Here is a 23,597-nt window from a genome sequence, read left to right as displayed (position 1 = left end):
ACAGCTGATAGGAGAATGCAATGACCACCACGAACATCACAGTGACGGGAATGACCTGCGGACACTGCGAGGCCGCTGTCAAGGAAGAGCTCGGCGGCCTGCCGGGTGTCAGCGACGTCGCCGTCGAGCTCAACGCCGGGGGCGATTCCCCGGTGACGATCACCTCGGCGGAGGAGCTCGATGAGGAGGCCATCCGCGCCGCCGTCGATGAGGCCGGCTACGAGGTGAAGTGATGCCCCGCGAGGTCGATCTCGACATCACGGGAATGACCTGCGCATCCTGCTCGGCCCGGATCGAGAAGAGACTCAGCCGCCTCGACGGGGTCTCCGCCGAGGTCAACCTGCCGCTCGAGACCGCGCACGTTGTCATCGACTCCGAACTGTCCGATGACGACATCACCGCCGCCGTCGCAAAGGCCGGGTACGGGGCCACGGTGCGCGAGGCCTCGACGAGCGGGCCGGGACCGGAGATCGTCGACTACGATCCGCGACACCTGCGGCCGCGCTTCATCGGCTCGCTGATCCTGGCCGTGCCGATCGTGGCGATCTCGATGGTCATGGGCTGGCACTTCGCCGGCTGGCAGTGGATCGTCGCCGTCCTCGCCCTGCCCGTGGTGACCTGGGGCGCCTGGCCCTTCCACTCGGCGGCGCACAAGGCCGCACGAGGCGGGTCGACGACCATGGACACCCTGGTCAGCGTCGGCATCATCGTCGCCAGCGGGTATTCCTACGTCACCCTCGGCCGTGCGGTGCTCGACGGCTGGGGCTGGTCGATTCCCGCCGAGTACCACGTGTGGTTCGAAGCCGCCGCGGCGATCACGGTGTTCCTGCTCATCGGCAAGCTCACCGAGGACAGGGCGAAGACCCGCGCAACCGCGGCGCTCAAGGCCCTGCTCGACCTCGGGGCGAAGTCCGCGACCGTGCTGCGGGAGGGGTCCGGACCCGCAGGCGCGGCGTCGGGATCGGGGACGGCGCACGACCCCCGCACCGAGGTGCAGGTGCCGATCGACGAGCTCGTCGTCGGCGATGTCTTCCTCGTCCGCCCCGGCGAGAAGATCGCCACCGACGGCGAGGTGCTCACCGGCCATTCGGCGATCGACGAGGCGATGCTCACCGGCGAATCCGTGCCGGTCGAGGTCGCTCCCGGCGACACGGTCACCGGGGCCACGATCAACACCTCGGGCGTGCTCGAGGTCAGGGCCACACGGGTGGGTGCGGATACGACGCTGGCGGCCATGGCCGATCTCGTCAGCCGCGCGCAGACCGGCAAGCCCGCCGTGGCTCGCCTGGCCGATCGGATCTCGGCGGTGTTCGTCCCGATCGTCTTCGCCATCGCCGTGGCCACGCTCCTGGTCTGGGGGCTGGTCACCGGCGGCTGGGCGATGGGCCTGCACGCCGGTCTCACGGTCCTCATCATCGCCTGCCCCTGCGCACTGGGTCTGGCCACGCCGACCGCGTTGGCGGTCTCGTCCGGGCGCGGATCCCAACTGGGCATCCTCGTCTCCGGGCCCGAGGCGCTGGAGTCGACGCGCTCGATCGACACGGTCGTGCTCGACAAGACCGGCACCCTGACCACAGGGGTGATGAGCCTGGCCGGCACCGAGCTGTCGGCCCCGGACTTCGAGGTCCTGGCCCGACTCGAGTCCCGCAGCGAGCACCCGATCGCCCGGGCCATCGTCGCCGCCGCACCCGAGATCGTCGGCGCGACGGCGGGGACGAAGGCTTCTGACAGCACGCCGGCCGGGTCTGCGGAGATCACGAACTTCGAGAACATCGCCGGCGGCGGTCTGCGGGCCACGATCGACGGGGCCGATGTGCTCGCCGGTCGCCCGGGCCTGCTGCGCGAGCACGGCATCGACGTCCACGCCCCCGACGACTCCGGCCACCGCGGGGCCACGATCGTGGCCTTGGCGATCGACGGCCGTTTCCGGGGCCTGAGCTTCGTCGCCGACGAGGCCAAGCCCTCGGCGGCCGATGCGATCGCCGAGCTGCATTCGCTGGGCCTCGATACCGTGCTGCTGACCGGGGACAACGCCCAAGCCGCCGAAGTCGTCGCCGAGAGACTCGGGATCACCGAGGTGCGGGCGGACGTCCGTCCCGACGGCAAGGTCTCCGTGGTCACCGAGCTCCAGGAGAGGGGCAAGGCCGTGGCGATGGTCGGAGACGGGATCAACGATGCCGCGGCCCTGGCAGGTGCCGACCTCGGCATCGCGATGGGTTCGGGCACGGACGCAGCGATGGCCGCCTCGGACATCACCATGGTCAAGTCCGATCCGCGGCAGATCCCACAGGCCATCCGGCTCTCGCGCAGAACCCTCAGCCTCATCAAGGGCAACCTGTTCTGGGCCTTCGCCTACAACACGGCGGCGATTCCGATCGCGGCTCTGGGCCTGCTGGATCCGATGATCGCCGGGGCGGCCATGGCCTTCTCGTCGGTCTTCGTCATCCTCAACAGCCTCCGCCTCCTGCGCTTCGAGTAGAACCGGGCCGGTTCCGGAACCCCCCGAGCCAGCTCAAGCGGGCTCCGGGCCAGCTCAGGGGGCTCCGGCAGCTCAGGCGGGCTCCGGGCGGGCCGCCCTCCGCCGCTGGAGACATTTCAAGGGAAAGGAGTGTAGGTTTTCGTCACTGAAACCTACACTCCTTTCCCTTGAAATCCTCCGGAGAGGGAACTAGGACGGTGCTACTTGAGGACGGGGTAGGACTGGTCCTTGTTCTGCGTGTCCTTGCGCATCACCCAGTTGAGGTAGCTTGCGAAGCCGGCGACCACCACGAAGGCCGCGCCGGCATAGATGAATGCGTAGCCGAAGGCTCGAGGGTCCTGCCAGGAGCGGGTGACGATGAGCGCGAGGACCAGGGTCGCGATGCCGCAGAAGACGCCGACCTTGATCGCGTCCTTGTACGACACGGTGCTCGTGGGCTTGCCGCCTGAGGACTTCTTCTTCGGTGTGTTCGTTGGCGCCATGCCTCCAGTCTACCGGCCCGAGCTGAGAGCCGACCCATACGGTGCCAGAGGTCACAACCGCCGCCGAAGCGTCGCGACGCCCTCGCCGAGGTTGGCGCAAGTCGCCTTGACGGCACTGGAGAGCGCCCGACCACGGGCCGCACGGGCGGGATCCGACTCGCCTGCACGATCGATCGGGTGGACTACAGGCTCCGAACAGGCAAAAATGAATGTGTGTCCACCCCCTCTCGACACGCCTCCGGGGAGGCGTCGCGCCCATTTCGCACCGGCCAGGCGACCCGGCCTGGTCGCGAAGACTGCGCCCGCGCCGCCTCCGGCCAGCCTGCCGCGGGGCCTCATGCCGACCTCCCGCGCGCTCACGCCGCCGACCGCGTCGCCTCGGCCTGCACCCGCCTGCGCAGCCTCGCGGCCCTGCTGCTCGTCACCATGATGACGTTCTCGCTCGCCGCGTGCGGCCCCGATCGCGGCCTCAAGGTCTCTCCCGAAAGCAACCCCTCCCCCTCTCTCTTCGCCCCCGACAGCACCGACGCCGGTCCGCCGAACGAACCGTTCTCCCTCAAGGAGATCCGCAGGACGATCGAGGACACCTCCGGCGTGGCGGTCACCGGCAGCGCCAGCGAGACGGCGGAGGTCGTCGCCGACTGCAAGAAGTGCCTGAAGTTCTCCACACCCTTCCTCAGCGACGACGAGAAGTTCCAGGTCGTGACGGTGGCGAATCCGAAGCAGCGCGACGAGGTCATCGCGGGCGCGGTGATCAGCAAGCACGACGGCAAACCCCGGCTGGAGCTCATCGCCACCGGCAATCAGCTCACACTCAGTCCGGGCAAGAATGGGACACTGGTGGTGCAGGAGGCGATGTTCGCCGATGGCGACGATGCCTGCTGCCCCTCGGGATGGTCGGTGCAGGTCTTCCGCCTGCACGACGGTAGGTTTGAACCAGGTCAACGCTTCACGCGGCTAAATGGAGAAACGTAATGCATATTGTTCTGGTCGAGGATGACGAGGTCATCCGGGAAACGACCCAGATCGGGCTCGAACGCTTCGATTACACGGTCTCGGCCTTCGCCGACGGCCGCGAGGGATACGAATTCGTCTCCGCCAACGGCGCCGACGTCCTCCTCCTCGACCTCATGCTGCCGACGATGAACGGCGCCTCCATCTGCCGTGCCGTGCGTGAGCGCTCGACGATCCCGATCATCATCATCTCCGCCCGCTCCGATGCCATCGACATCGTCCAAGCTCTCGAGGCCGGAGCCGACGACTACCTGACCAAACCCTTCGACATGCAGGTCCTCAACGCTCGGATCCGCGCCGTCGTCCGCCGGTTCATCACCACCGGCACCGACAAGCTCGGCTATTCGCCCGCCCCCGACCCCGACGACGAGCACGAGACCGTGATCGGTCCCGGCGGCATGGTCACCGGCGACGGCATCCCCGAGGTGCTCGGCGCCAGTCCCGGAATGGACACCCAGGATCGACTGCGGGCCCAGCTCGAATCCGATGACACCTACCTCGGCGCGGGCGGGAGGTTCACCACCGGCCCCGAGGATGCCGACGACGAGGATGCCATCGGCGGCTCCGGGATCCCTCCGCGCCCCGACGGTGCCCCGTCGGCGCAGGCGGGAACCGGCGACGGCGGGCTGGGGCCCTTCCGCACCCGCCTCGGCTCTCTCGTCCTCGACACGGGGCGTCTGACGGTGGAGGTCGACGGTGAGGAGGTCCACCTCACCCCCACCGAGTTGCGGGTCCTCCTGCTGCTGACCGAGCAGCCCGAGCATGTGTACTCCCGGGAGAAGATCGCCTTCACCGTCTGGGGCTACGAATGGGCCGGCGACTCGCGTGTCGTCGACGTCCACATCCAGCGTCTGCGGAAGAAGATCGGGGCGAGCATGATCGAAACCGTTCGCGGATTCGGCTACCGCTTCGCAGGCTGATCGCATGTCACTGCGCTGGAAGATCTCTCTGCTCATCGTCGCCTCGGTGATCATCGCCGTCCTCTCCTGCTCGATCGTGCTGCGCCAATCCGCGGCCCGGGCCGAAGACGATCGGATGCGCTCAACGGTGACCGAGCAGCTGACGAACGCCACCGCCATCTTCTCCGAGACCGGAGTGCTCACCCTCAACGCCCGGATCGACGATCCGCAGCTTCCCGATGATGCCCGCAGCTCGGCGCTCAAGGGTCAGAGCGTGACGATCCGGTCCGAGGTCGACGGAGAGGAGATCGTGTGGGCCGCCGCCCCGATCGAGGTCGGCACCTACACCGAGGTGATCTCCGTGCGCGCCTCGACGAAGGACAGTCAGGAGCTCATCGGCCGCATCGACCAGGCGCTGCTGGTGGGCATGATCGGCTCGGCTCTCGTCGTCGGCGGTGTCGGCTCGATCGTCGCCGGACGCATCTCCCGGCGGCTGACCCTCGGCGCGCAGGCGGCTCGGAAGATCGCCGGCGGGGACACCTCCACCCGCATCGCCGATGTCATCGACGAATCCGACCAGGAGGTGTGGGCCTTCGCCACGGCCGTGGATACCGCGGTGGCGCGACTGACCGAGCGCATCGACTCCGAGCAGCGCTTCACCGCCGATCTCGCCCATGAGATGCGGACCCCGCTGACGGGACTGGTCAACGCGGCGAACCTGCTCGAGGAGGATTCCCGACCGGCCGAGCTCGTCAAGGACCGCGTGCAGCGCATGCAGATCCTCGTCGAGGACCTCCTCGAGGTCTCCCGCCTCGACGCCGGACGCGCGAATCCCGAGTTCTCCCGAGTCGATATCGACCAGGCGGTCCGTTCGCTGCTGGGCACCATGGAGGCTTCCGGTGCCTTGGCCGGGCACACGATCGACACGCAGCTGGCGGCACTGGATTCGACGCTGGTCACCGATGTCCGCCGATTCGAGCGCATCATCTCCAATCTGCTCGTCAACGCCATCAAGCACGGCGGGGACCCGATCCGGCTCGAGACGAACACCCGCAGCATCATCATCACCGACTCCGGCCCCGGCTACCCGCCCGATATCGTCAACACCGGCCCGACCCGCTTCGTCTCCGCCGGCGGCGGCGGAATGGGCCTGGGCCTCGTCATCGCCCAGGGTCAGGCGCGTCTGCTGGGCATCACGCTCGTCTTCAGCAACGACCCGGTCACCGGCGGCGCCCGCACCGAGGCGATCTTCCCCGATGAGGAAGCACAGGACCGAGCCCTCAAGCAGTACATCGAGAGCAAGGCCGAATAACCTCGCCGAGGCGGCTCCCGCCCGGGCCTGCCCGGGCAGAAGTGCGATTCGTCACTTGAATATGACATTTTCTATATATGGCCGTTACGCTTTTGTGATGTTGTGATCGAGGCGTCGGGACGACCGACGCTCTCGGCGAGTCAGCGGCACACCTGGAGAGTTATGTCAGAGTCATCCTCGGCCACACCGGAACCGGTGCGTCGACGGGATCTGCACAGGCGACGGTCGTCTCTGCTTTCGCGTGGACACGCACCGAAGAGGCCGATCCGACAGCCCCAGACCGCCGTCTCCCCGTCGCCGCGGCGGGAGGCGATGGCCGCCGAGGAACGCGCCGCGGCACCTTCGCCGCGCCGGGCAGCCATGGCCGCCGAGGCCGCCGCAGCGGAGACCGCGCGTTCGCGTTCGACCTCAGCATTCGGTCCCCTTGACGCTGCGGAAACCGGCAGGGTCAGCGCCGGCGTCGCGCGGGGACGCGGATCGAACGGCTCGCTGCTGCGTTCCGTGCGCAAGCAGAGGATCAGGACGATGTCGACCCTGACCGCCGTGGCGGTGGCAGGGGCCGCGACCGCGGCGTCTCTGCTGGCCAGCAGCCTCGGTGCCGGAGCCGAGGTCAAGACCGACCCCACGGCCGCCGGTCAGCCGGCGGCGGTCAGCCCGGAGAAGGTCGACGCCCAGGTCTCGGGCTCGAAGGGCTCGTCCTCGGTCGAGGTCGGTGCGCCGAGCGCGAAGCAGAAGAACGTCGAGGCCGCCAGCCGCTCCATCAAGAAGAGCGCCCTGCCCGGCTGCGATGCGGAGCAGGACTTCGACAAGTCCGTCAGCAACGGTGAGCTGCCGGAGGAGTGGCTGTGCGATCTGGGAATCGAGGATCACCAGCTGCGCGCGGACGCCGCGGTCTCCTTCGCGAAGATGAACGCGGCCTACAAGAAGGACACCGGCAAGGAACTCGAGATCACCGACTCCTACCGTGACATGAGCGGTCAGCTCTCCGTGGCCGGCCGCAAACCGGGTCTGGCGGCCAAGCCCGGCACCTCGCTGCACGGCTGGGGCATCGCCCTCGACCTCGGCGGCGGCGTCGCAAGCAAGTCAGGGGCCTGGGACTGGCTGGTCGAGCACGGTGACGAATACGGTTGGGAGAACCCGGGCTGGGCGAAGTCGAGCATGTACGAGCCCTGGCACTGGGAGTACACTCCGGCCCGGAAGTCGATCAAGGACAACTGAGCTCGCAGCACCGGTGCTCTGCCGGCTGCGCGGCAGAAGCGGGATCAGACGCGCAGAGCCCGGCCGTAGCGGCGCCGGTAGATCACCTGCGCCAGCCGGACGAGGGGTTCGCCGAGGCGCCAGATGCCCGCTCCTGCGCGCGAGACCGAGCGCAGAACGAGGAAGACCCTGTCGTCGGGGGTGCGGATGAGGATGAACGACTCCTCACCCGTGATCGGGTGCCCCGGCTTCGTGCCGTAGGTGAACCCGCACCGCCGCGTCGTCTCGAACACGTCGATGACGCGTGAGGGCTCCGGCAGTCCGAAGGGACCGAGGCGGACTCTGATCGTCGGCTCCTGCCCTGCCTCGACGCGGGGCGGTTCGCTCCCGGTCTCACCGGTCCGGGTTTCGCCCCGGCCGCCGACCTCGATGTCGAAGCCGCTGCGGATCTTGACCTCCCAGTGCAGCAGCTCCTCGGCGCAGCGGTCGAAGGTGTCCTGCCCGCGTCCCACGAAGTACGCGGATTCGAAGCTCCGGTAGCCATCGGGGCGCTCGATCCACCTCGGCGAGAGGGGATCGGTGAGCGTCTTGGGGTAGTCGCGCGCTGGATCGGCCATATCTCCAACCTAACGCGCCGGACGGCCGAGCGTCGGCTCACAGTCCGGATGGCGAGGGTGGCCTCGAGCAGCGGGCCACGTATGATGCCAGAGACAGCTTCTGTCAATCGATTGTCCGCTCAGCGGCCCGGCGGATCGCTGCGCCCGACTCGGTCGAAGCGGCCCGGCACGGTCGTTGCGCTCGGCGAGGTCGCGGCCCGGCACCGGCGAGATGCGGCACAGTCGGCACCGAACGTCGCCAGGATCAAAGGAGAACCGGAATGCGCACACTCAACGGCATCGACGAGATCGAATCGCTCATCGGAACCGAACTCGGCTCCTCCGAGTGGGTGACGATGGATCAGGATGCCATCAACACCTTCGCCGATGTCACCGATGACCACCAGTGGATCCACGTCGACGAGGCCCGCGCGGCAGAGGGCCCCTACGGAGCGACCATCGTCCACGGCTTCTTCACCCTCGCTCTGATCCCGAAGTTCTCCTCCGAGATCTTCGCCATCGAGGGCGTGTCGATGAAGATCAACTACGGACTCAACAAGGTCCGCTTCCTCCAGCCCGTCGTCGTCGGCTCGCGCCTGCGCGGGAGAGTCGAGGTGGGCGACGTCATCCGCGGGCAGAAGGGCACCCAGCTCATCCTCAACCACACCATCGAAATCGAGGGCGAGCAGCGCCCCGCCTGCATCGCCGAGGTGGTCACCCTCCTCATCGAGTGAGGCTGCCACTCGTCGAGTGAGGCTGCGACCCGCGGGTCGGGTGTCGCCAGGGGCACGCACCTGTCTTTCGGCACTCGACCCGTCCGGGGCTGCCGCACTCAGTTCGGGCGGTGCTCATCGAGCAGCTGCGCGACCCGGATGTAGCCGAGATGCGAATAGGCCTGGGGGTGGTTGCCCAGATGGGTCTCGGCGACGGGGTCGTACTCCTCGGACAGCAGCCCCGTGGGCCCGAGCAGGTTGTCGACCTGCCGGAACAGATCCCAGGCGTCGTCGATCCGGCCGACCTTGATGAAGGCCTCGATGAGCCAGGTCGTGCAGATGTGGAATCCGCCCTCCAGACCGGGCATCCCGTCTTCGTAGCGGTAGCGGAAGACCGTGGGGCCGACCCGCAGCTCCCTCTCGATCGCGTCGACGGTGGAGATGAAGCGCGGATCGTCGGCGCTCACCAGGCCCGAGAGCCCGACGAACAGGGCCGCCGAATCGAGGTCCGTCTCACCGTAGGCGACCGTGAAGGCCCCGACCTCCTCGCTGTAGCCGTGGGTGAGCACATCGTGGGCGATCTCCTCGCGCAGCTGCCTCCACGCACCGGGCGGCTCCCGGTCGAAGCGACGGGCGATCCGCAGAGCCCGGTCCACCGTCACCCAGCACATCACCCGCGTGTAGACATTGTGCTTCGGCGCCCGCCTGGCCTCCCAGATCCCGTGATCGGCCTCGAACCACCGTTTTCCCACGGCCTCGACCATCTGACAGGTGAGCCGCCAATAGTCGTCGGGCAGTTCGCCGAGGTGGTCGCTGAGTTCGTCGAGCAGCTCCGTGACCGGGCCGAACACGTCCAGCTGCACCTGATGCTCGGCCGCGTTGCCGACCCGCACGGGACGCGAACCGGCATAGCCGGGCAGGTGGTCGAGCACCGCCTCGGTGGTCAGGGCCGAACCGTCCACGGCGTAGAGGGGATGGAGCTGTTCGGGTGAGACCGTGCGGGACAGGATCCCCGACAGCCAGGACAGGAAGCCCTCGGCCTCACCGGTCGATCCGAGCGCGAGGAGGGCTCGGACCGTCATCGAACCGTCGCGCAGCCAGGTGTAGCGGTAGTCCCAGTTGCGGACGCCGCCGATGCCCTCGGGCAGAGAGGTCGTGGGGGCGGCGAGGACTCCCCCGGTGGGCTCGTGGCACAGGGCGCGCAGGGTGATCGCCGAACGGATGACCTCCTCGCGGTGATGCCCGGGCAGGCCGAGCGATTCGACCCAGTTCGTCCAGAAGTTCAGCGCCCGTTCGCGCACATGGCGCTCCCCACCGGCGGCGATGTAGCCGGCGTCACCGGTGCCCGAACCGCAGGCGAGGACGAGCACGACAGCGCCGCCGGGCTGCTCCGAGGGCACGACGGTCGCCTCAGCGGTCTGCGAGTCGCCGTCCTCGACGAGTTCGAAGTCGAGGCCCGGGGCGTGGAGCTCGATCGGTTCCGAGGTGCCGAGCACCTGCACGCCGTCATCGGTCCTGGTCATGCGCGTGGGCACCGTCGCATAGTCGAGGCGGGGGGCGAAGCGGATCCGGGTGGGCACGTCTCCTGTGAGCACGCGAATGACGATCGTGTCATCGCTGTACCCGTCGACCGGGGCGAGGTAGTCGATGCAGTTCAGCCCCGCCCATCGGGTCTCGAGCAGAGTCGAGTTCCCCAGATAGCGCTGCGTCAGGGGCGCCGCCCCCGAGGCGGGTCCGACGGCGAAGAAGCCGGCCGCCTCGGTGCCGAGGATCTCGGAGAACATCGAGGACGAGTGCGGCATCGGATGAGGCATCCAGCAGATGCTGCCGGCCGGGTCGACGAGTGCCGTCGACTGCCCGTTGCCCAGCAGACTGTGGCGCTGGAGCGGGATGGCCCGCCGGCCGAAGAGCCAGGCCTTGCGCATTTCGAACAGCGCCCCGAGGACCACGGAGACCTCGGCCGGGGAACTCAGGCGGAAGTCCGCATGGGTCGGCACCGATTCCTGGCCGACCTTGAGGCCGAGATCGCCGTCGCCGAGGGTTCCGAGGGCAACCTCGTCGGCCGTGTCGTCGCCGATGAACACCACGGACTCCACGCCCGTCCGGGCCCGCAGGCGAGTCAGCGCCTCGGCCTTCGACGAGGGCACGACGGACAGGTCGATGACCTGCTTTCCGCGCGTCGGGTGGATCGGATGGGCGGCGGCGAGGGCGTCGACGGCCGCTTCGATCCGATGCCGCTCGACCTCGTCCAAGCCGCGCAGGTGGACGGCCGCGCCCGTGGTCTTGTGCTCGATGACCGCGCCGGGCAGGGCGCGGGTGAGGTCGGCGCGGAAGTCGGCCAGGGTCGCCCGCTGCGTCTCGTCGAGGGAGGCGATGGTGAGGGTGTCCGTCTCCCCGCCGTGGGAACCGAAGAGGTGGACTTCGCGGGGCAGGCGCGACATCGCCGCGAGATCGCGCAGGCTGCGCCCGGAGATCACCCCCGCCGAGGTGGACGGCAGCAGGGCGAGCGCGCGCAGCGAATCGACCGAGCTCTCGAGCGGGAAGGCCTGGCTGGGCACCTCGACGATGGGGGCGATCGTGCCGTCGTAATCGGTGGCCACCAGCAGGGACGGGGTCCGGGAGAGCTCGAACAGACGACGGAACAGCGCCTGGTCGAGTTCGCGGCTGGCTTCGGCCAGATCGCCCAGCAGTTCGGAGGACCTCACCGAGGAGGCGATGCTGGCTGATCGGGAATGGGTCGCGGTCTCGTGCTCGACAGTGCTCATCTCACCTCGGGTGTCTTGAGTGCCGGTCAGGGCTCGTTCTTCTGTGCGGATGCTCCATCTGGGCCGTCGGTGGGCTCGGCCTCGTCGGGCCGGTCTGCCCCGGCTGCCCCGGCGGGCAGGCCGGCCGCCTCGGCGGGATCGGCCTCCTCGGGGTCGATCTGCTCCGGCAGCTCACCGCGTTTGGCCAGTTGGCGGGCCTTGCTCAGGCGGGAGTACCCGCCGATGATGAAGATCACGCCGGCGATGAGGGTCGCGGCACCGGTGAAGCCGAGGATCGACAGGGCCTCCATGCCGTCGCCGAACACGAGGATGATGCCCAGCAGAACGTGGACGCCCGCGGCGATGAGGAAGTCCGAGGCCATGGGCTGGGCCCGCAGCTGACGCCAGCTGTAGAACTCGAGCGCGCCGTGGAGCAGGGCCCAGATGCTCAGCGCGGCACGCAGCTCGGCGGGCTGATCGGCCATGAACAGGAAGACGATGCCCGGAATCGCGATGACGGCCTGACCGTAGACCGCGGTGCGCACGTTCAGCGGAGAGCGTGCGGCCTGGAAGACGAGGACCAGCGCGAAGAGGATGAGATAGCCGATGGCGAGGTGATCGACGACATCGGTCGGCAGACTCAGCTGCGCAGGGTTCGTGTCATCGCGCGGCCAGAAGACGGTGACGAGCCCGAAGGCGACGCCGAGGATGCCGCGGACGATCATGGGCGCGCCGAGCCGTTTCGCCGCGGCGATGGCCTGCGGGGACGACTCGGAGCGCTGAGGCGTGGATTCGGTGCGCGGTTCTTCGGTACTCATCACGGCACCAGTCTAGGCGGCCCACCTGAGTCTGGCCGAACAGCCCCGCACCAGTAGCTATTGCAGTATTTACGTAATTACGTATTTTCTGTACTGTGAGGGTATGGAATCCTCATCGTCCTTCGCAGACCGCCTCGCCGCCCTCGAGGCCAGGGTCGACGAACTCGAAGCGGCGGGCGAGTCCGCCCCCGAAGCCGCAGTTCCGGCCGAAACGCAGGTCGAACCCGGCCGCACCGAGTCCGCTCCCACCGAGGCTGCGCCTGCCCAGGTGCCGGTCGGCTCCGCGGCCGATGCCCTGCCCGACGACGCGGACACCTTCTGGGCCCTGCACGGGCTCGTCGACCGCTTCGGCGCCGAGGGCGGGGTGACCTATACCGGCTACACCACTCCCCCGGGCGCTGAGGGGCCCGTCGCCTGGCAGATGGGACTGACGAGTGAGGGGCTCAACGAGATCGACTTCGCCGAGGCGGCCGGGGGCCTTGCCGCGCTCGGCCACCCCGTTCGGCTGCAGCTGCTCCAGGCGATCTACGAGGGCACGACCACGGTGGCCGAGCTCAGCAAGGATGAGCGCTTCGGCACGACCGGGCAGATCTACCACCATGTGCACGCCCTTGCCGGGGCCGGCTGGCTTGCCAGTGCCCGTCGCGGGCATTGGAGAGTCCCCAGCTCGCGGGTCATCCCGCTGCTCACGCTGGTCCTCATCGGCACGCACTGACGACTACCGGAAAACCTCGGCGACCACCACCCAGCCGGATCACCAGGAGGAACGATGCACAACCGCACTTCCGAACCACCCGCGCGGTCGCCTCGGCGACGGTCGGTCGCGCTGGCCGTCGCGGCACTCACGGCGGTCGCCCTCGCCGCGCTCACCCCGTGGCCGCGCGGCTTCCAGGGCGCGCCCACCGGAGACGCCGAGCTCATGGCCGAGGTCGAACAGGCCCTGGGCGGCAAGCACTGGCAGCACATCGCCGCGGCCCGCGTCGACGGCGACGAGGTCGCCTTCGCCGGCACCGGAGCCGATGAGCACACGGAGTTCGAGATCGGCTCGATCACGAAGACCTTCACCGCCGCCCTCTTCGCCGATGCCATCGACCGCGGCGAAATCGACGCGGACACCCGCCTCGGCGAGGTCTGGCCGGATCTCGAGGGGAAAGTCGCCGAGGTGAGCCTCGAATCCATCGCCATGCAGCGCTCCGGTCTGCCCGCACAGAAGCCGTGGTCGGGGTTCGCCGAGGGCCTCACGTCCATCCTGGCCAACTACGTCCGCGCGGACCCCTACCGCGCCTCCCCCTCCGACGTCGTGGCCGGCCTCGACTCAGTCGAGCTCGGCGACGAGGAGCCCGAGTACTCGAACTTCGGCTTCGCCGTCCTCGGTCAAGCCCTCGCCGAGGTGACCGGCCATGACTATGCCGAGCTCGTGCGGACGCGGATCACCGAACCGCTGGGCATGGACGACACGTTCGTGCCGGGCTCGCCCGAGGGACTCGGCCACGGGTTCACGGCCTCGGGCCTGCCGGCCGCGCCGTGGGTCATGGGCGGCCACGCCCCGGCCGGTGCGATCCGCTCGAGCGCCCATGACATGGCGATCTGGCTGGAGGCCGTGCGCGATGGAACCGCTCCCGGCGCCGAGGCGGCCTGGCCCCGGACCGACTTCGACGATTCCGACCGCATCGGCTGGGCCTGGTTCACGACGAAGGACAGGAGCCCGAACCTCACCTGGCACAACGGCGGCACCGGAGGCTACCGGTCCTTCCTCGGCTTCTCCGCGGAGACCGGGCACGGCGTCATCGTCGTCAGCGATTCGGCGAACGATGTCGACGCCGCCGCCTCGCTCATCTCCGACCCGGCGGAGTCGGAGTCGGCCGAGGCGGGGTCAGCCGAAGCAGAGTCGGCCGAGAGCACAAACAGCCCGAAGCAGAGAGGACAGTCATGAATCCCGAACTCGTCTCAGCGATCATCGGCGCGGTCATCGTGGTCTGGGCCGGCTTCGCAGCGCTGCGCACCGGCCGCTCGGCCACCCGGATGGGTCTGCTGTCCGGCATCGGCACGGCCGCGATGTTCGTCCTGCTCATCCGCCTCGTCGGACCCTTCGGCGGCTGGGCCGACTGGTTCGTCTGGGTCTGGCTCGTCGGCATGGCCGCCATCGTCGTCGCCGTCTTCCGAGCGGCACTCGTCTGGCCCGAACTGCCGTGGCGGGCCGAGGACGCGAAGACCCGCCGCAGCGAGGCCGGTGGGCTCGGATTCTCAGCCGTGATCGCCCTCATCATCGCCGCGGCCATGGTCGTGCCCGGCCTCTTCCTCTGAGAGCCCAGCGCACCGAATGATCACGGGCAGCAGGTCACCCCACCCTCCCGATGGAGTCCTCACTTGCCCTTGATCGTCAGGGTCCCATCGGCCTCGGTGACCTCGTACTGCGGCAGCGGTTCCTCGGCCGGCCCGGACAGCACCTCACCGGTGGTGGCCGAGAAGTTCGAGGAATGGCAGGGGCAGATGATGGCCTCCTCGGTGACCGTCTTGACCTGGCAGCCCTGGTGAGTGCACACGGAGGAGAAGGCGAAGAACTCCCCCTCCTTCGGCTGGGTCACGACATAGGTGTCCTCGATGACCGTGCCCGATCCGACCGGCACATCGGTCGCCGGAAGGTTCGCGTCCTCCGTCGGCGCCGACTCCTCCTCCCCTGATGAGCACGCCGAGGTGACCGCCGCCGAGGAGCCGATGACCGCCACCGTCCCGGCAAGACCCGCGGTTCTCATCGCTCCGCGCCGAGAGGGGCTCAGCGGCGCCCTCCGTCGTGCCGTGTCGGGGCTGCTCGGGCTCGTCTCCATCGGAATCTGCTCCTTCTCGCGCGTGCGCACAATCCACCATGCCGATACCCGGTCATGGATATCCGGGTTCCAGCGTACAATCGCTCACGGCTCGACGCGCACAGCCGCCTCGGCGAACGCGCAGGGCCGGGAGAGGAGCACAGAGACAGTGTCCGATGAGACGGCCGACCGGGGGCAACCACGCGCCGCCACGGGATGGGGCCTGGCCGCCTCGGCGTACGTATTCACCGTCGTGATGATGGGCACGACCCTGCCCACACCGCTCTACCCCCTCTACGAGGACAGATTCGGCTTCGGCACCGCCTTCACCACCCAGCTCTTCGCGATCTACGCCCTCGGCGTCATCGCCGCGCTCGTGCTCTTCGGCCGCCTCTCCGACGGACTGGGCCGCCGGCCGGTGCTCGCTGCCGGTGTGGTCTTCTCGATCGCCTCGGCGGTGCTGTTCCTCATCGGGTCGAACGTCGGCCTGCTGCTCGTCGGGCGCGTTCTGTCCGGACTGGCGGCGGGAATCTTCACTTCCACGGCCACCGTCACCGTGCTCGAGAACGCCCCGCCCGGACGCGAACGGCTGGCCGGGTCCCTGGCGACGGCCGCGAACATGGGCGGGCTGGGACTGGGCATCATGATGTCCGGGTTCCTCGCCCGATTCGCCTCCGGGCCCCTATTCACACCCTTCCTCGTCAATGCGATCACGCTGGTCATCGCCGGTGCCGCCCTGCTGCTCGTCCGCGATCGCACTCGCGGCAACCCGGCCGCCGTGCGCCTGCAGCTGCCCGGAATCCCACCTGAGTCGAGGAGCATCTTCTTGGCCGCCTCGCCGGGGGCGGTCACCGGTTTCGCGATCTGCGGCCTGTATTCGGCGGTCGCGCCGAGCTTCATCGGACAGTCCCTGCACCTGACCTCGACGGCGGTCACCGGCAGCGTCGTCTTCCTCCTCTTCGGGGCCTCGGCGACCGCGCAGCTGCTCTTTCGCGGGCAGACCGATCGGCAGCTCATCATCGGCGGCACGCTGACGATGATCGTGAGCATGGGCGCGCTCGTGCTCGCCCTGACGCTGAGCTCCCTGCCGATCCTCGTCGTCTCGGCGGTGCTGGCCGGTGCCGGTCAGGGACTCGTGTTCATGACCGGGATGCGCGCGATCACCGCGGCGACCGAGCCCGACCGACGGACCGAGGCGACCACTTCGTACTTCGTCCTCGCCTATGTGTTCATGTCCGTGCCCGCCATCGGTGTCGGATTCCTCGCCGCCGAGGTGGGGCTGGCCGCAGCGACGACGATCTTCGCGCTCGCAGTCGCCGCCGTCGGCGTGCTCGGCCTCGTCGCGGCCCCTCGGTTCGCTGCCCGCTGAGTGGTGGCTCTGAGGGTTGTGCCCGGCGAGAAGTGGTCGCGTTCGGACAGTTTCTTCGGCGCAAAGTATCCGATTGCGACCATCTCTCGCTTTCAGCAGCCTCCAGCGCCCTGGACTGCAGCTCCCAGCCTCCAGCAGTCGCGCAGCCGAGCAGCTGGGGCCGTCCCCGCCTCTGCGCGCTTCGTGTCAGGCGCGTGAAGCTTCGTGTCAGGCGAGTGAACTAGGGTGGCGGTATGACCTCCGCAACTACGGCCTCCGCCCTCGATGTCCTCCACGATGTCTTCGGCTATGAGGAGTTCCGGGGTCAGCAGGCGGCCATCGTCGACCAGGTCGTGGGCGGCGGAGACGCTGTCGTGCTCATGCCCACCGGCGGCGGGAAGTCCCTGTGCTACCAGATCCCGGCCCTGGTCAGGCCCGGGGCGGGCGTGGTCATCTCCCCGCTCATCGCGCTCATGGCCGATCAGGTCGCGGCCCTGGAGAACCTCGGAGTGCGGGCCGCCTACCTCAACTCCTCCCTCGATCTCGACACCGCCGCGCAGGTCGAGCAGCAGCTGCTGGCCGGTGAGATCGATCTGCTCTACCTCGCTCCCGAACGACTCGTGCTGCCGCGCACGATGGCTCTGCTCGAGCGGGCGCAGATCTCCCTGTTCGCCATCGACGAGGCCCACTGCGTGTCCCAGTGGGGCCACGACTTCCGCAGCGACTACCTCGGGCTCGGGGTGCTGGCCGAACGGTTCCCCAACGTCCCGCGCATCGCTCTGACCGCCACCGCCACTCCGGCCACCCACGCCGAACTCACCGAGCGGCTCCACCTCCAGGGCGCCGAGCACTTCGTGGCCAGCTTCGACCGGCCGAACATCACCTACCGGATCGAGCCGAAGGCCTCGGCCCGGTCCCAGCTGCTGAACTTCATCACCACCGAGCACCCCGGCGACGCGGGCATCGTCTACTGCCTCTCCCGCCGGGGAGTCGACCAACTCGCCGAGGCTCTCGCCGCCCGCGGCATCACCGCCCTGCCCTATCACGCTGGGCTGCCTGCCGAGGTCCGCGCGGAGAACCAGGCCCGGTTCCTCCGCGAGGACGGAATCGTCATGGTCGCCACGATCGCCTTCGGCATGGGCATCGACAAACCCGATGTCCGCTTCGTCGCCCACCTCGATCTGCCGCGCTCCGTCGAGGGCTACTACCAGGAGACCGGTCGCGCCGGACGCGACGGACTGCCTGCCGACGCCTGGATGGTCTACGGCCTCGGCGATGTCGTCTCCCAGCGCCGCCTCATCGAATCCGGTGAGGGCGATCAGGCCTTCAAGCGCCGGGCGATGACCCACCTCGACTCGATGCTCGCCCTGTGCGAGACCGTCGACTGCCGCCGCGTCCAGCTGCTGCGCTACTTCGACGAGGAATCCGAACCCTGCGGCAACTGCGACACGTGCATGACACCGCCGGAGACCTGGGACGCGACCGTGGCCGTGCAGAAGCTGCTGTCGACGGTCATCCGGCTCGACCGGGAACGCGGGCAGCGCTTCGGCGCCGGCCAGGTCATCGATGTGCTGCGCGGCAACGACAACGACCGCTCCCGGGCGGCCGACCATGAGAGCCTGAGCGTCTGGGGCGTCGGGGCCGATCTGTCGGAGAGCCAGTGGAAGACCGTGATCCGCCAGGCCCTGGCCCGCGGACTGCTCGAATCCCACGGCGACTACGGTGTGCTCGTGGTCGGTGAGAACGCCGGTCCCGTTCTGCGTCGAGAGGAGGAGATCTCTCTGCGCGTGGATCCGGTCAAGAAGTCCGGCGGCAAGAAGGCAGGATCCCGTCGCCGAGGCGGGCCCGAGGCAGAACTCGACCCCGCCGACGCCTCCCTGTTCGAGGCCCTGCGCGCCTGGCGGGCCGAGCAGGCCAAGGAGCAGGGTGTGCCCGCCTATGTCGTCTTCCCCGATGCCACGCTGTACGGCATCGTCGAGGCCAAACCGAGTTCGATCGATCGTCTCGGCCAGGTCAGCGGGGTGGGACTGAAGAAGCTCGACCGCTATGGGCCCGCCGTGCTCGAGGTGCTCGAGTCGCAGGTCGGCTGATGGCCCGCCGCCTGAACGGTCACTGCCCCACTCGCGAACTGCACTCCGACGATGTCGCACTCCCGAGGCATATGTCGGGGACCCAGGCCCGATGGTGATCGAACCGATCTTCGACGTGCCCGCCGGCGTCATCCGCACCGAGATCATGCCGAACACGTACACACCCAGGGCTTCGAGGTCGATATCGGCGTGGAAGCCCGTGATGATCCCCCGTTCCCGCATGGCCTTCAGCCGGCCCGAACACGTTGAGGCAGCCAAGCCGACCTGCGCGGCCCCATGGGACTGTCCGGCGTCCTGGGCGTGACGGTCGGCGCCGTCGAATATCATCAGAAGCGATGCGCCCCGAACTCGACGAATGCGACAGGAAGCTGCGAAGAGGTGATGACTGTGTCGGCAGGGAAGCGGCCGCTGCCAGCGCGATGGCGCTCATCGTCTCCGCGCTGTGCGCCACCGTGGTGTGCCTGTTCCAAGCGCGAGTGCTGCGGTGCTGACTCCGAGCCCCGGATCACGACGGACCTGCAGGACTGAGATCCACCACCGAAAGGACCACCTGATGACGACCACCGACAGCTCCGCAGACTCCGTCGGAGCCACCGGAATCGATCGCGCGGCCTGTGAGAATCGCGATGCGAACGATCCGCTGCGCGCCTTCCGCGAAGAGTTCCTCCTGCCGCCGGAGACGATCTACCTCGACGGGAACTCACTCGGACCGCGACCGAAGGGGGCGGCCGAACGTGCGCAGGAGGTCATCGCCGAGGAGTGGGGGTCCGGGCTCATCAAGTCGTGGAACACCGCGGACTGGTTCGGCCTGCCGGTCAGGCTCGGGCAGACGGTCTCCGAGATCATCGGCGGCGGATCCGGCAGCGCCGTGGTCACGGACACGACCTCGGTCAACCTGTTCAAGGCCGCCTCGGCAGCGCTGAGGATCCAGGCCGCCGACGCCCCCGGCCGCCGGGTCATCCTCACCCAGCGGGAGAACTTCCCCTCCGACATCTACATGCTCGAAGGCCTGGCCGCGCAGCTCGGCGACGGCTGCGAGGTTCGCCTCGTCGACGACGCCGAGGTCACCGCCGGCTTCCCGACGGAGCTGACCGACGAGGTCGCCCTCGTCGTGCTCACCCACGTCAACTATCGCACCGGCCGCCTCTTCGACATGGGCGCGACCACCTCGGCGATCCATGCCGGCGGCGCCCTGGTCATCTGGGACCTGTGCCATACGGCGGGAGCAGTGCCGATCGATCTGGCCGGGTCCGGTGCGGACATGGCCGTGGGCTGCACCTACAAGTTCCTCAACGGCGGACCGGGCTCACCGGCGTTCGTCTGGGTCGCCGAGGCGCTGCAGAACCGCGTCGGCCAGCCTCTGTCGGGGTGGATGGGGCATGCCGAGCCCTTCGAGATGTCACCGGAGTACACACCCGCCGACGGGATCCGCCGATTCCTCACCGGCACGCAGGGCATCCTGTCGATGTCGGTGGCGGAAGTCGGACTCGACATCGCCGCCCGAGCGGACATCGACGCCGTGCGCGCGAAATCGCTGGAACTGTCGGACCTGTTCATCGACCTCGTCGAGTCCCGACTGTCCGACCACCCGATCGAGATCGTCACCCCGCGTGAGCACGAACACCGCGGCTCCCAGGTCTCCATCGCCCACCCTCAGGGCTACGAGGTGATGAGCGCGCTCATTGCACGCGGCATCATCGGCGACTACCGCGAACCGTCGGTCCTGCGCTTCGGGCTGACCCCGCTCTACATCGGCTTCACCGAGGTCTGGGACACCGTCGAGGCCCTGCGCGACATCCTCGACAACCGTCTCTGGGACGCCCCCGAGCACAGGGTCCGCGGCGCCGTCACCTGAGTCGCGGACTGCCCGACCGCGGCTCCGGGTCCACCTGAGTCCCGGATCACCCGACGATCTCGGCGTAGACGCCGAAGACGGGTTCTCCGGCGGCGTTCGTCGGTCGGTAACCGGCGAGTGTCCCCAGCACCCGGGCGTTCCTCTCACCGGTCACGGGATCGAGGTCCATCACCGCGCACCTGGGCACCGGCGCCCCGACACGCACCCGGATCTCACCGAGGCCGGTCTCGCCGAGGATGATCTCACGGCCCTGCCAAGTCTCCTCGGCGTAGGGAAGATCCGTATCGATGACGAAGGTCGCGCGGAATCGGGCCGCCTCGGCGATCAGCTCGGGACGAGCCGCACGGTCGGCGAGATCGGCGAGTGAGGCCGTGGCGATCATCGTTGCCGGCGCGCCGTAGACGACGTCTCCGCGAGGGGCCCGGGCCAGACGCACGGGACGCCCGAGCCAGCTCGACACCAACGCGGAGTGGGGACCGTCGGTGAGGTTGAGGTCGGTCCTGCGCTTCCAGTATTCGCAGGTGAGAACCTCATCATCGGGTTCGGGCACGGCGCAGGCGGACCGGCCGTCGGGCAGCGTCAGCGCCAGTTCCTCGCCGCGCAGCTCAGCCGTGATGCCGATCAGGCTCGGATTCTGCACGGTTTTGAGCACCTGGCGCCGAGCGACGTCGACGAGGCAGTAGCGGCGATCGCCGATCGGCCCCTCCGCGTCGAACCGCGTCTCCGGCTGCCGGACGTGTCGTGTTCCCTTGACCGGAGTGAACCCGACCGAGACGACGTCGAGGCTCTGCCCGCTCATGGTCGGCTCCTTCCGGTCACGGCGTAGGCGCCAATGGCCATGGCCCCGATGGCCAGGGTGGTGCCGCCGATGACGACGGCCTGCGGGATCGTCGCGATCGTGCCGAGCACGCCGACGGTGACTCCGGAGAAGGTCTGCATGCCGGGCCCGAACATCGCATAGGACCCGATGACACGGCCGCGGATCGCGGTGGGGGCCTCGAGTTGGATGATCGCCATCTCGGTCGACTCGGCGGTGATCTTCGAGACCCCGGCCAGCAGGAGCATGATGATCGCCAACCACAGCTGCGCGGTGAGAGCGAAGAGCACCGCGCTCAGCCCCATGGCCGCGGCCGCCACCGCCGCCGCGGACGGAACCGCCTTGATCCACCCGGTCGCCTCGAGGGCGAACCCGCCGAGCACCCCTCCGGCCCCCATGGCGAAGAGCAGCACCCCGTAGGTGAAGTCGCTGTCCCCGCCGGTCGGGGTGAGGATCCCACCGAAGACCGGCATCGCGGTCTGGAGCACCGCGCCGATCGTGATCGAGGCGAGCGCGGCGAGCAGGAGCATGCCGATGATCGACCGGTTGTGGCGGACCTCGACGAGCACCTTCAGCGATGCCAGCAGCGTCGTCCTGGCCGTCCGCACACCTCCGCTGCGCAGATGACCGGTGAAGGGGGTGCGGATGAGGAAGAGCGTCAGCGGCAGGTAGAAGACGATGTTGATGAAGATGCCCCAGGTCGGGCCGAACCCGAGCAGCAGGGCGGAACCGACGACGGGTCCGAACAGGATGCCGAGGCTGCGAAAGGTGGCGTTGAGCCGCACGGCGCTGGGCAGTTCGCGACGGTCGACGAAGTCGTGGAGCATCATCTGCTCCGCCGGGCCCCACAGGCATCCGGCGAGGCCGTGGACGACGAGGAGCACGCACGCCTGCCACAGCTGCAGGGAATCGGTGAGGAACAGTATGCCCCAGCACAGGGACACGACCATGAACATGATCTGCCCGATCTGGATGAGCCTGCGGCAGTCGAACCTCTCCGCCAAGGAACCCGCATAGACGGACAGGAGCAGGAACGGCAGCCAGTGGCTGATGAGTTGGAATCCGACGAGCGCCGGGGACTCGAACGTCTGCCACAGCACCCAGTAGGTGATGACGTGCTCGATGTTGTCGCCCATCATCCCCATGCCGGAGCCGACCAGGTACGGTGCGGTCTTCCAGCTGCGCAGCACACTGAAGCGACGCGGGGCTGCCGATCCGTCGTCGACACCGGGGGTAATCTCGCTCACCCACCCATTCTCACACCCTCGCCGAGGCGGGGCACGCAGGCCCACACACCGCCCTCATCGTCGTCGACGACCGCAACGCAGCGATGAGGACTTCGTGGAACTGCCGCAGGCAACCCTCAGGCGAAGTCTCGGTGCTGTGAGGTTGAGCACTTCGGCCCCTTCCACGCACCCGTTTCACTACAATGGACGACGAGTCGCGGCCTCGACGGCGCAGGGCGCCACCGCGATTCCCCGGCGACTGGATCCATCATGACTGGTTCACCGCCGACCGACTCTCTGACGAGCGACACCTCTGCGCAAAGGACGGCTGACATGGCCAAGACCACCATCTGGATCGGAATCATCCTCATTCTCATCGGGGTGATCGGTTGGATCGTCACGGGCTTCGCCAGCTGGACGGCACTCATCCCGGCGATCCTCGGCATCGTGCTCGTCATCTGCGGGTGGATCGGCATCAAGCGGCCGAAGATCGGTGTGCACATCGCACTCGTCGTCGCCCTCCTCGGCGTCATCGGCACGTTCTCCCGAGTCCTCCAGCTCGGTGATCTGTTCGCCGGCACCGCCGAAGTCCCCCTTGCTGTCGTCTCGAGCACGCTCACCTTCATCCTGCTCATCGCCTACATCGTCGCCGGCGTCCGCTCGTTCATCGCCGCACGCCGCACCCCGAAGGACGCCGAGGCGGCCTGAGACCGTGCAGCGCGCATCGGCGGATCATCGCCCGGCGCACTGCGCGGACACCTGGCATCATGGGGACATGAGTGAAGACACCCGCAGCATCGAACTGACCAGGATCGCCGAGAACCACTACCGGGCCACCGCTCCGAGCGGGGCGAGCATCGAATTCGGCCGCGGCGAGGGGCTGATGACACCGGTCGAGCTGCTGCTGGCCGCCGTCGCCGGCTGCTCCTCGATCGACGTCGACACCGTCACTAGTCGACACACCGAACCGACACGCTTCGACGTCTCGGCGACCGCCGACAAGATCGTTGAGGACGGCGCCTCGCGCGTGGACGACGTCCACCTCGACTTCGATCTCGCCTTCCCCGACGACGAGGACGGACGCAAGGCCGATGCGCGCATCGAAAGGCTCGTCGGGCTCTCCCACGACAAGTACTGCACGGTCTCGCGGACCGTCGAACATCCCACGAACGTCGACTTCACCGTCCGCCGCGACTGAGCTCC

Annotated in this window: 24 protein-coding genes; 17 read left to right on the top strand and 7 right to left on the bottom strand. The window is 68.6% G+C overall.

The window, feature by feature from the left end:
* Positions 1–20: 20 nt before the first annotated feature.
* Together IG171_RS17195 and IG171_RS17190 are read left to right on the top strand one after the other, a co-directional pair.
* Complete coding sequence (locus IG171_RS17195) at positions 21–233, top strand: heavy-metal-associated domain-containing protein (RefSeq protein ID WP_212128546.1); 213 nt, start codon at positions 21–23, stop codon at positions 231–233.
* Positions 233–2,479 (top strand): cation-translocating P-type ATPase, encoded by a 2,247-nt coding sequence (locus IG171_RS17190; protein WP_212128545.1) that lies wholly within the window; start codon positions 233–235, stop codon positions 2,477–2,479. Before IG171_RS17195 ends, IG171_RS17190 begins: the two co-directional genes overlap by 1 nt.
* 200 nt (positions 2,480–2,679) lie before the next feature.
* On the opposite strand, the gene IG171_RS17185 is transcribed toward IG171_RS17190, so the two are convergent.
* Entirely contained in the window at positions 2,680–2,961 is a 282-nt protein-coding gene (locus IG171_RS17185; protein WP_212128544.1) for a hypothetical protein, read from the bottom strand.
* Positions 2,962–3,138: 177 nt separating this feature from the next.
* Between IG171_RS17185 and IG171_RS17180 the strand changes: the two genes are divergently transcribed.
* From IG171_RS17180 to IG171_RS17165, 4 genes are all read left to right on the top strand, one after another.
* A complete protein-coding gene (locus IG171_RS17180) occupies positions 3,139–3,936 on the top strand; it encodes a hypothetical protein (protein ID WP_249203784.1) in 798 nt (265 codons plus the stop codon).
* Positions 3,936–4,895, top strand: a complete 960-nt coding sequence (locus IG171_RS17175) for a response regulator transcription factor (RefSeq protein WP_212128543.1) — start codon at positions 3,936–3,938, stop codon at positions 4,893–4,895. Before IG171_RS17180 ends, IG171_RS17175 begins: the two co-directional genes overlap by 1 nt.
* Before the next feature lie 4 nt (positions 4,896–4,899).
* Entirely contained in the window at positions 4,900–6,186 is a 1,287-nt protein-coding gene (locus IG171_RS17170; protein WP_212128542.1) for a sensor histidine kinase, read from the top strand.
* A gap of 312 nt (positions 6,187–6,498) precedes the next feature.
* On the top strand, positions 6,499–7,404 hold the full coding sequence (locus IG171_RS17165; protein WP_212128541.1) for a M15 family metallopeptidase: 906 nt from the start codon (positions 6,499–6,501) through the stop codon (positions 7,402–7,404).
* A gap of 44 nt (positions 7,405–7,448) precedes the next feature.
* Here IG171_RS17165 and IG171_RS17160 read toward each other — a convergent pair whose 3' ends face one another.
* Entirely contained in the window at positions 7,449–8,000 is a 552-nt protein-coding gene (locus IG171_RS17160; protein ID WP_212128540.1) for a DUF1990 domain-containing protein, read from the bottom strand.
* Positions 8,001–8,260: 260 nt separating this feature from the next.
* Between IG171_RS17160 and IG171_RS17155 the strand changes: the two genes are divergently transcribed.
* Positions 8,261–8,713 (top strand): MaoC family dehydratase, encoded by a 453-nt coding sequence (locus IG171_RS17155; RefSeq protein ID WP_212128539.1) that lies wholly within the window; start codon positions 8,261–8,263, stop codon positions 8,711–8,713.
* Positions 8,714–8,811: 98 nt separating this feature from the next.
* Here the strand turns inward: IG171_RS17155 and otsB are convergent, their stop codons facing one another.
* The gene (otsB, locus tag IG171_RS17150) at positions 8,812–11,457 is read right to left on the bottom strand and encodes a trehalose-phosphatase (protein WP_212128538.1); all 2,646 of its coding nucleotides are present in this window, start codon (positions 11,455–11,457) and stop codon (positions 8,812–8,814) included.
* Positions 11,458–11,483: 26 nt separating this feature from the next.
* Positions 11,484–12,254 carry a hypothetical protein gene (locus IG171_RS17145; protein WP_212128537.1) on the bottom strand — a complete coding sequence of 257 codons (771 nt, stop codon included), beginning with the start codon at positions 12,252–12,254 and terminating at the stop codon, positions 11,484–11,486.
* A gap of 103 nt (positions 12,255–12,357) precedes the next feature.
* Between IG171_RS17145 and IG171_RS17140 the strand changes: the two genes are divergently transcribed.
* From IG171_RS17140 to IG171_RS17130, 3 genes are read left to right on the top strand one after another with little or no spacing between them, the layout of a single operon-like run.
* Positions 12,358–12,969 carry a winged helix-turn-helix domain-containing protein gene (locus tag IG171_RS17140; RefSeq protein ID WP_212128536.1) on the top strand — a complete coding sequence of 204 codons (612 nt, stop codon included), beginning with the start codon at positions 12,358–12,360 and terminating at the stop codon, positions 12,967–12,969.
* 54 nt (positions 12,970–13,023) lie between these two features.
* Positions 13,024–14,187, top strand: coding sequence for a serine hydrolase domain-containing protein (locus tag IG171_RS17135; RefSeq protein ID WP_212128535.1), 1,164 nt, complete (start codon positions 13,024–13,026; stop codon positions 14,185–14,187).
* On the top strand, positions 14,184–14,558 hold the full coding sequence (locus IG171_RS17130; RefSeq protein ID WP_212128534.1) for a hypothetical protein: 375 nt from the start codon (positions 14,184–14,186) through the stop codon (positions 14,556–14,558). Before IG171_RS17135 ends, IG171_RS17130 begins: the two co-directional genes overlap by 4 nt.
* 59 nt (positions 14,559–14,617) lie before the next feature.
* Here the strand turns inward: IG171_RS17130 and IG171_RS17125 are convergent, their stop codons facing one another.
* Complete coding sequence (locus IG171_RS17125) at positions 14,618–15,079, bottom strand: Rieske (2Fe-2S) protein (protein WP_249203783.1); 462 nt, start codon at positions 15,077–15,079, stop codon at positions 14,618–14,620.
* Between the two features lie 148 nt (positions 15,080–15,227).
* Between IG171_RS17125 and IG171_RS17120 the strand changes: the two genes are divergently transcribed.
* The 5 genes from IG171_RS17120 (at position 15,228) to kynU (ending at position 20,351) form a co-directional block, all read left to right on the top strand.
* Positions 15,228–16,427 carry an MFS transporter gene (locus IG171_RS17120; protein ID WP_212128533.1) on the top strand — a complete coding sequence of 400 codons (1,200 nt, stop codon included), beginning with the start codon at positions 15,228–15,230 and terminating at the stop codon, positions 16,425–16,427.
* Between the two features lie 233 nt (positions 16,428–16,660).
* Positions 16,661–18,496: a DNA helicase RecQ gene (gene recQ / locus IG171_RS17115; RefSeq protein WP_212128532.1), complete on the top strand. Its 1,836-nt coding sequence runs from the start codon at positions 16,661–16,663 to the stop codon at positions 18,494–18,496.
* 91 nt (positions 18,497–18,587) lie between these two features.
* Positions 18,588–18,800, top strand: a complete 213-nt coding sequence (locus tag IG171_RS17110) for a hypothetical protein (RefSeq protein WP_212128531.1) — start codon at positions 18,588–18,590, stop codon at positions 18,798–18,800.
* A 31-nt stretch (positions 18,801–18,831) separates the two neighbouring features.
* Positions 18,832–18,987: a hypothetical protein gene (locus IG171_RS17105; RefSeq protein WP_212128530.1), complete on the top strand. Its 156-nt coding sequence runs from the start codon at positions 18,832–18,834 to the stop codon at positions 18,985–18,987.
* Positions 18,988–19,049: 62 nt separating this feature from the next.
* A complete protein-coding gene (gene kynU, locus IG171_RS17100; RefSeq protein ID WP_212128529.1) occupies positions 19,050–20,351 on the top strand; it encodes a kynureninase in 1,302 nt (433 codons plus the stop codon).
* A 46-nt stretch (positions 20,352–20,397) separates the two neighbouring features.
* Here kynU and IG171_RS17095 read toward each other — a convergent pair whose 3' ends face one another.
* Positions 20,398–21,150, bottom strand: a complete 753-nt coding sequence (locus IG171_RS17095; protein ID WP_212128528.1) for an MOSC N-terminal beta barrel domain-containing protein — start codon at positions 21,148–21,150, stop codon at positions 20,398–20,400.
* Complete coding sequence (locus IG171_RS17090) at positions 21,147–22,415, bottom strand: MFS transporter (RefSeq protein ID WP_212128527.1); 1,269 nt, start codon at positions 22,413–22,415, stop codon at positions 21,147–21,149. Before IG171_RS17090 ends, IG171_RS17095 begins: the two co-directional genes overlap by 4 nt.
* A 312-nt stretch (positions 22,416–22,727) precedes the next feature.
* On the opposite strand from IG171_RS17090, the gene IG171_RS17085 reads away from it, so the two are divergent.
* Together IG171_RS17085 and IG171_RS17080 are read left to right on the top strand one after the other, a co-directional pair.
* On the top strand, positions 22,728–23,102 hold the full coding sequence (locus IG171_RS17085; RefSeq protein ID WP_212128526.1) for a hypothetical protein: 375 nt from the start codon (positions 22,728–22,730) through the stop codon (positions 23,100–23,102).
* 67 nt (positions 23,103–23,169) lie between these two features.
* Entirely contained in the window at positions 23,170–23,592 is a 423-nt protein-coding gene (locus tag IG171_RS17080; RefSeq protein WP_212128525.1) for an OsmC family protein, read from the top strand.
* Positions 23,593–23,597 lie beyond the last annotated feature (5 nt).

It is taken from the genome of Brevibacterium sp. SMBL_HHYL_HB1 (genome assembly GCF_018208375.1).
GTDB classification, from domain to species: Bacteria; Actinomycetota; Actinomycetes; order Actinomycetales; family Brevibacteriaceae; genus Brevibacterium; species Brevibacterium intestinavium.
Note: the sequence above shows the minus strand (reverse complement) of the source record. Positions and strands in the feature narration are given on the sequence as shown.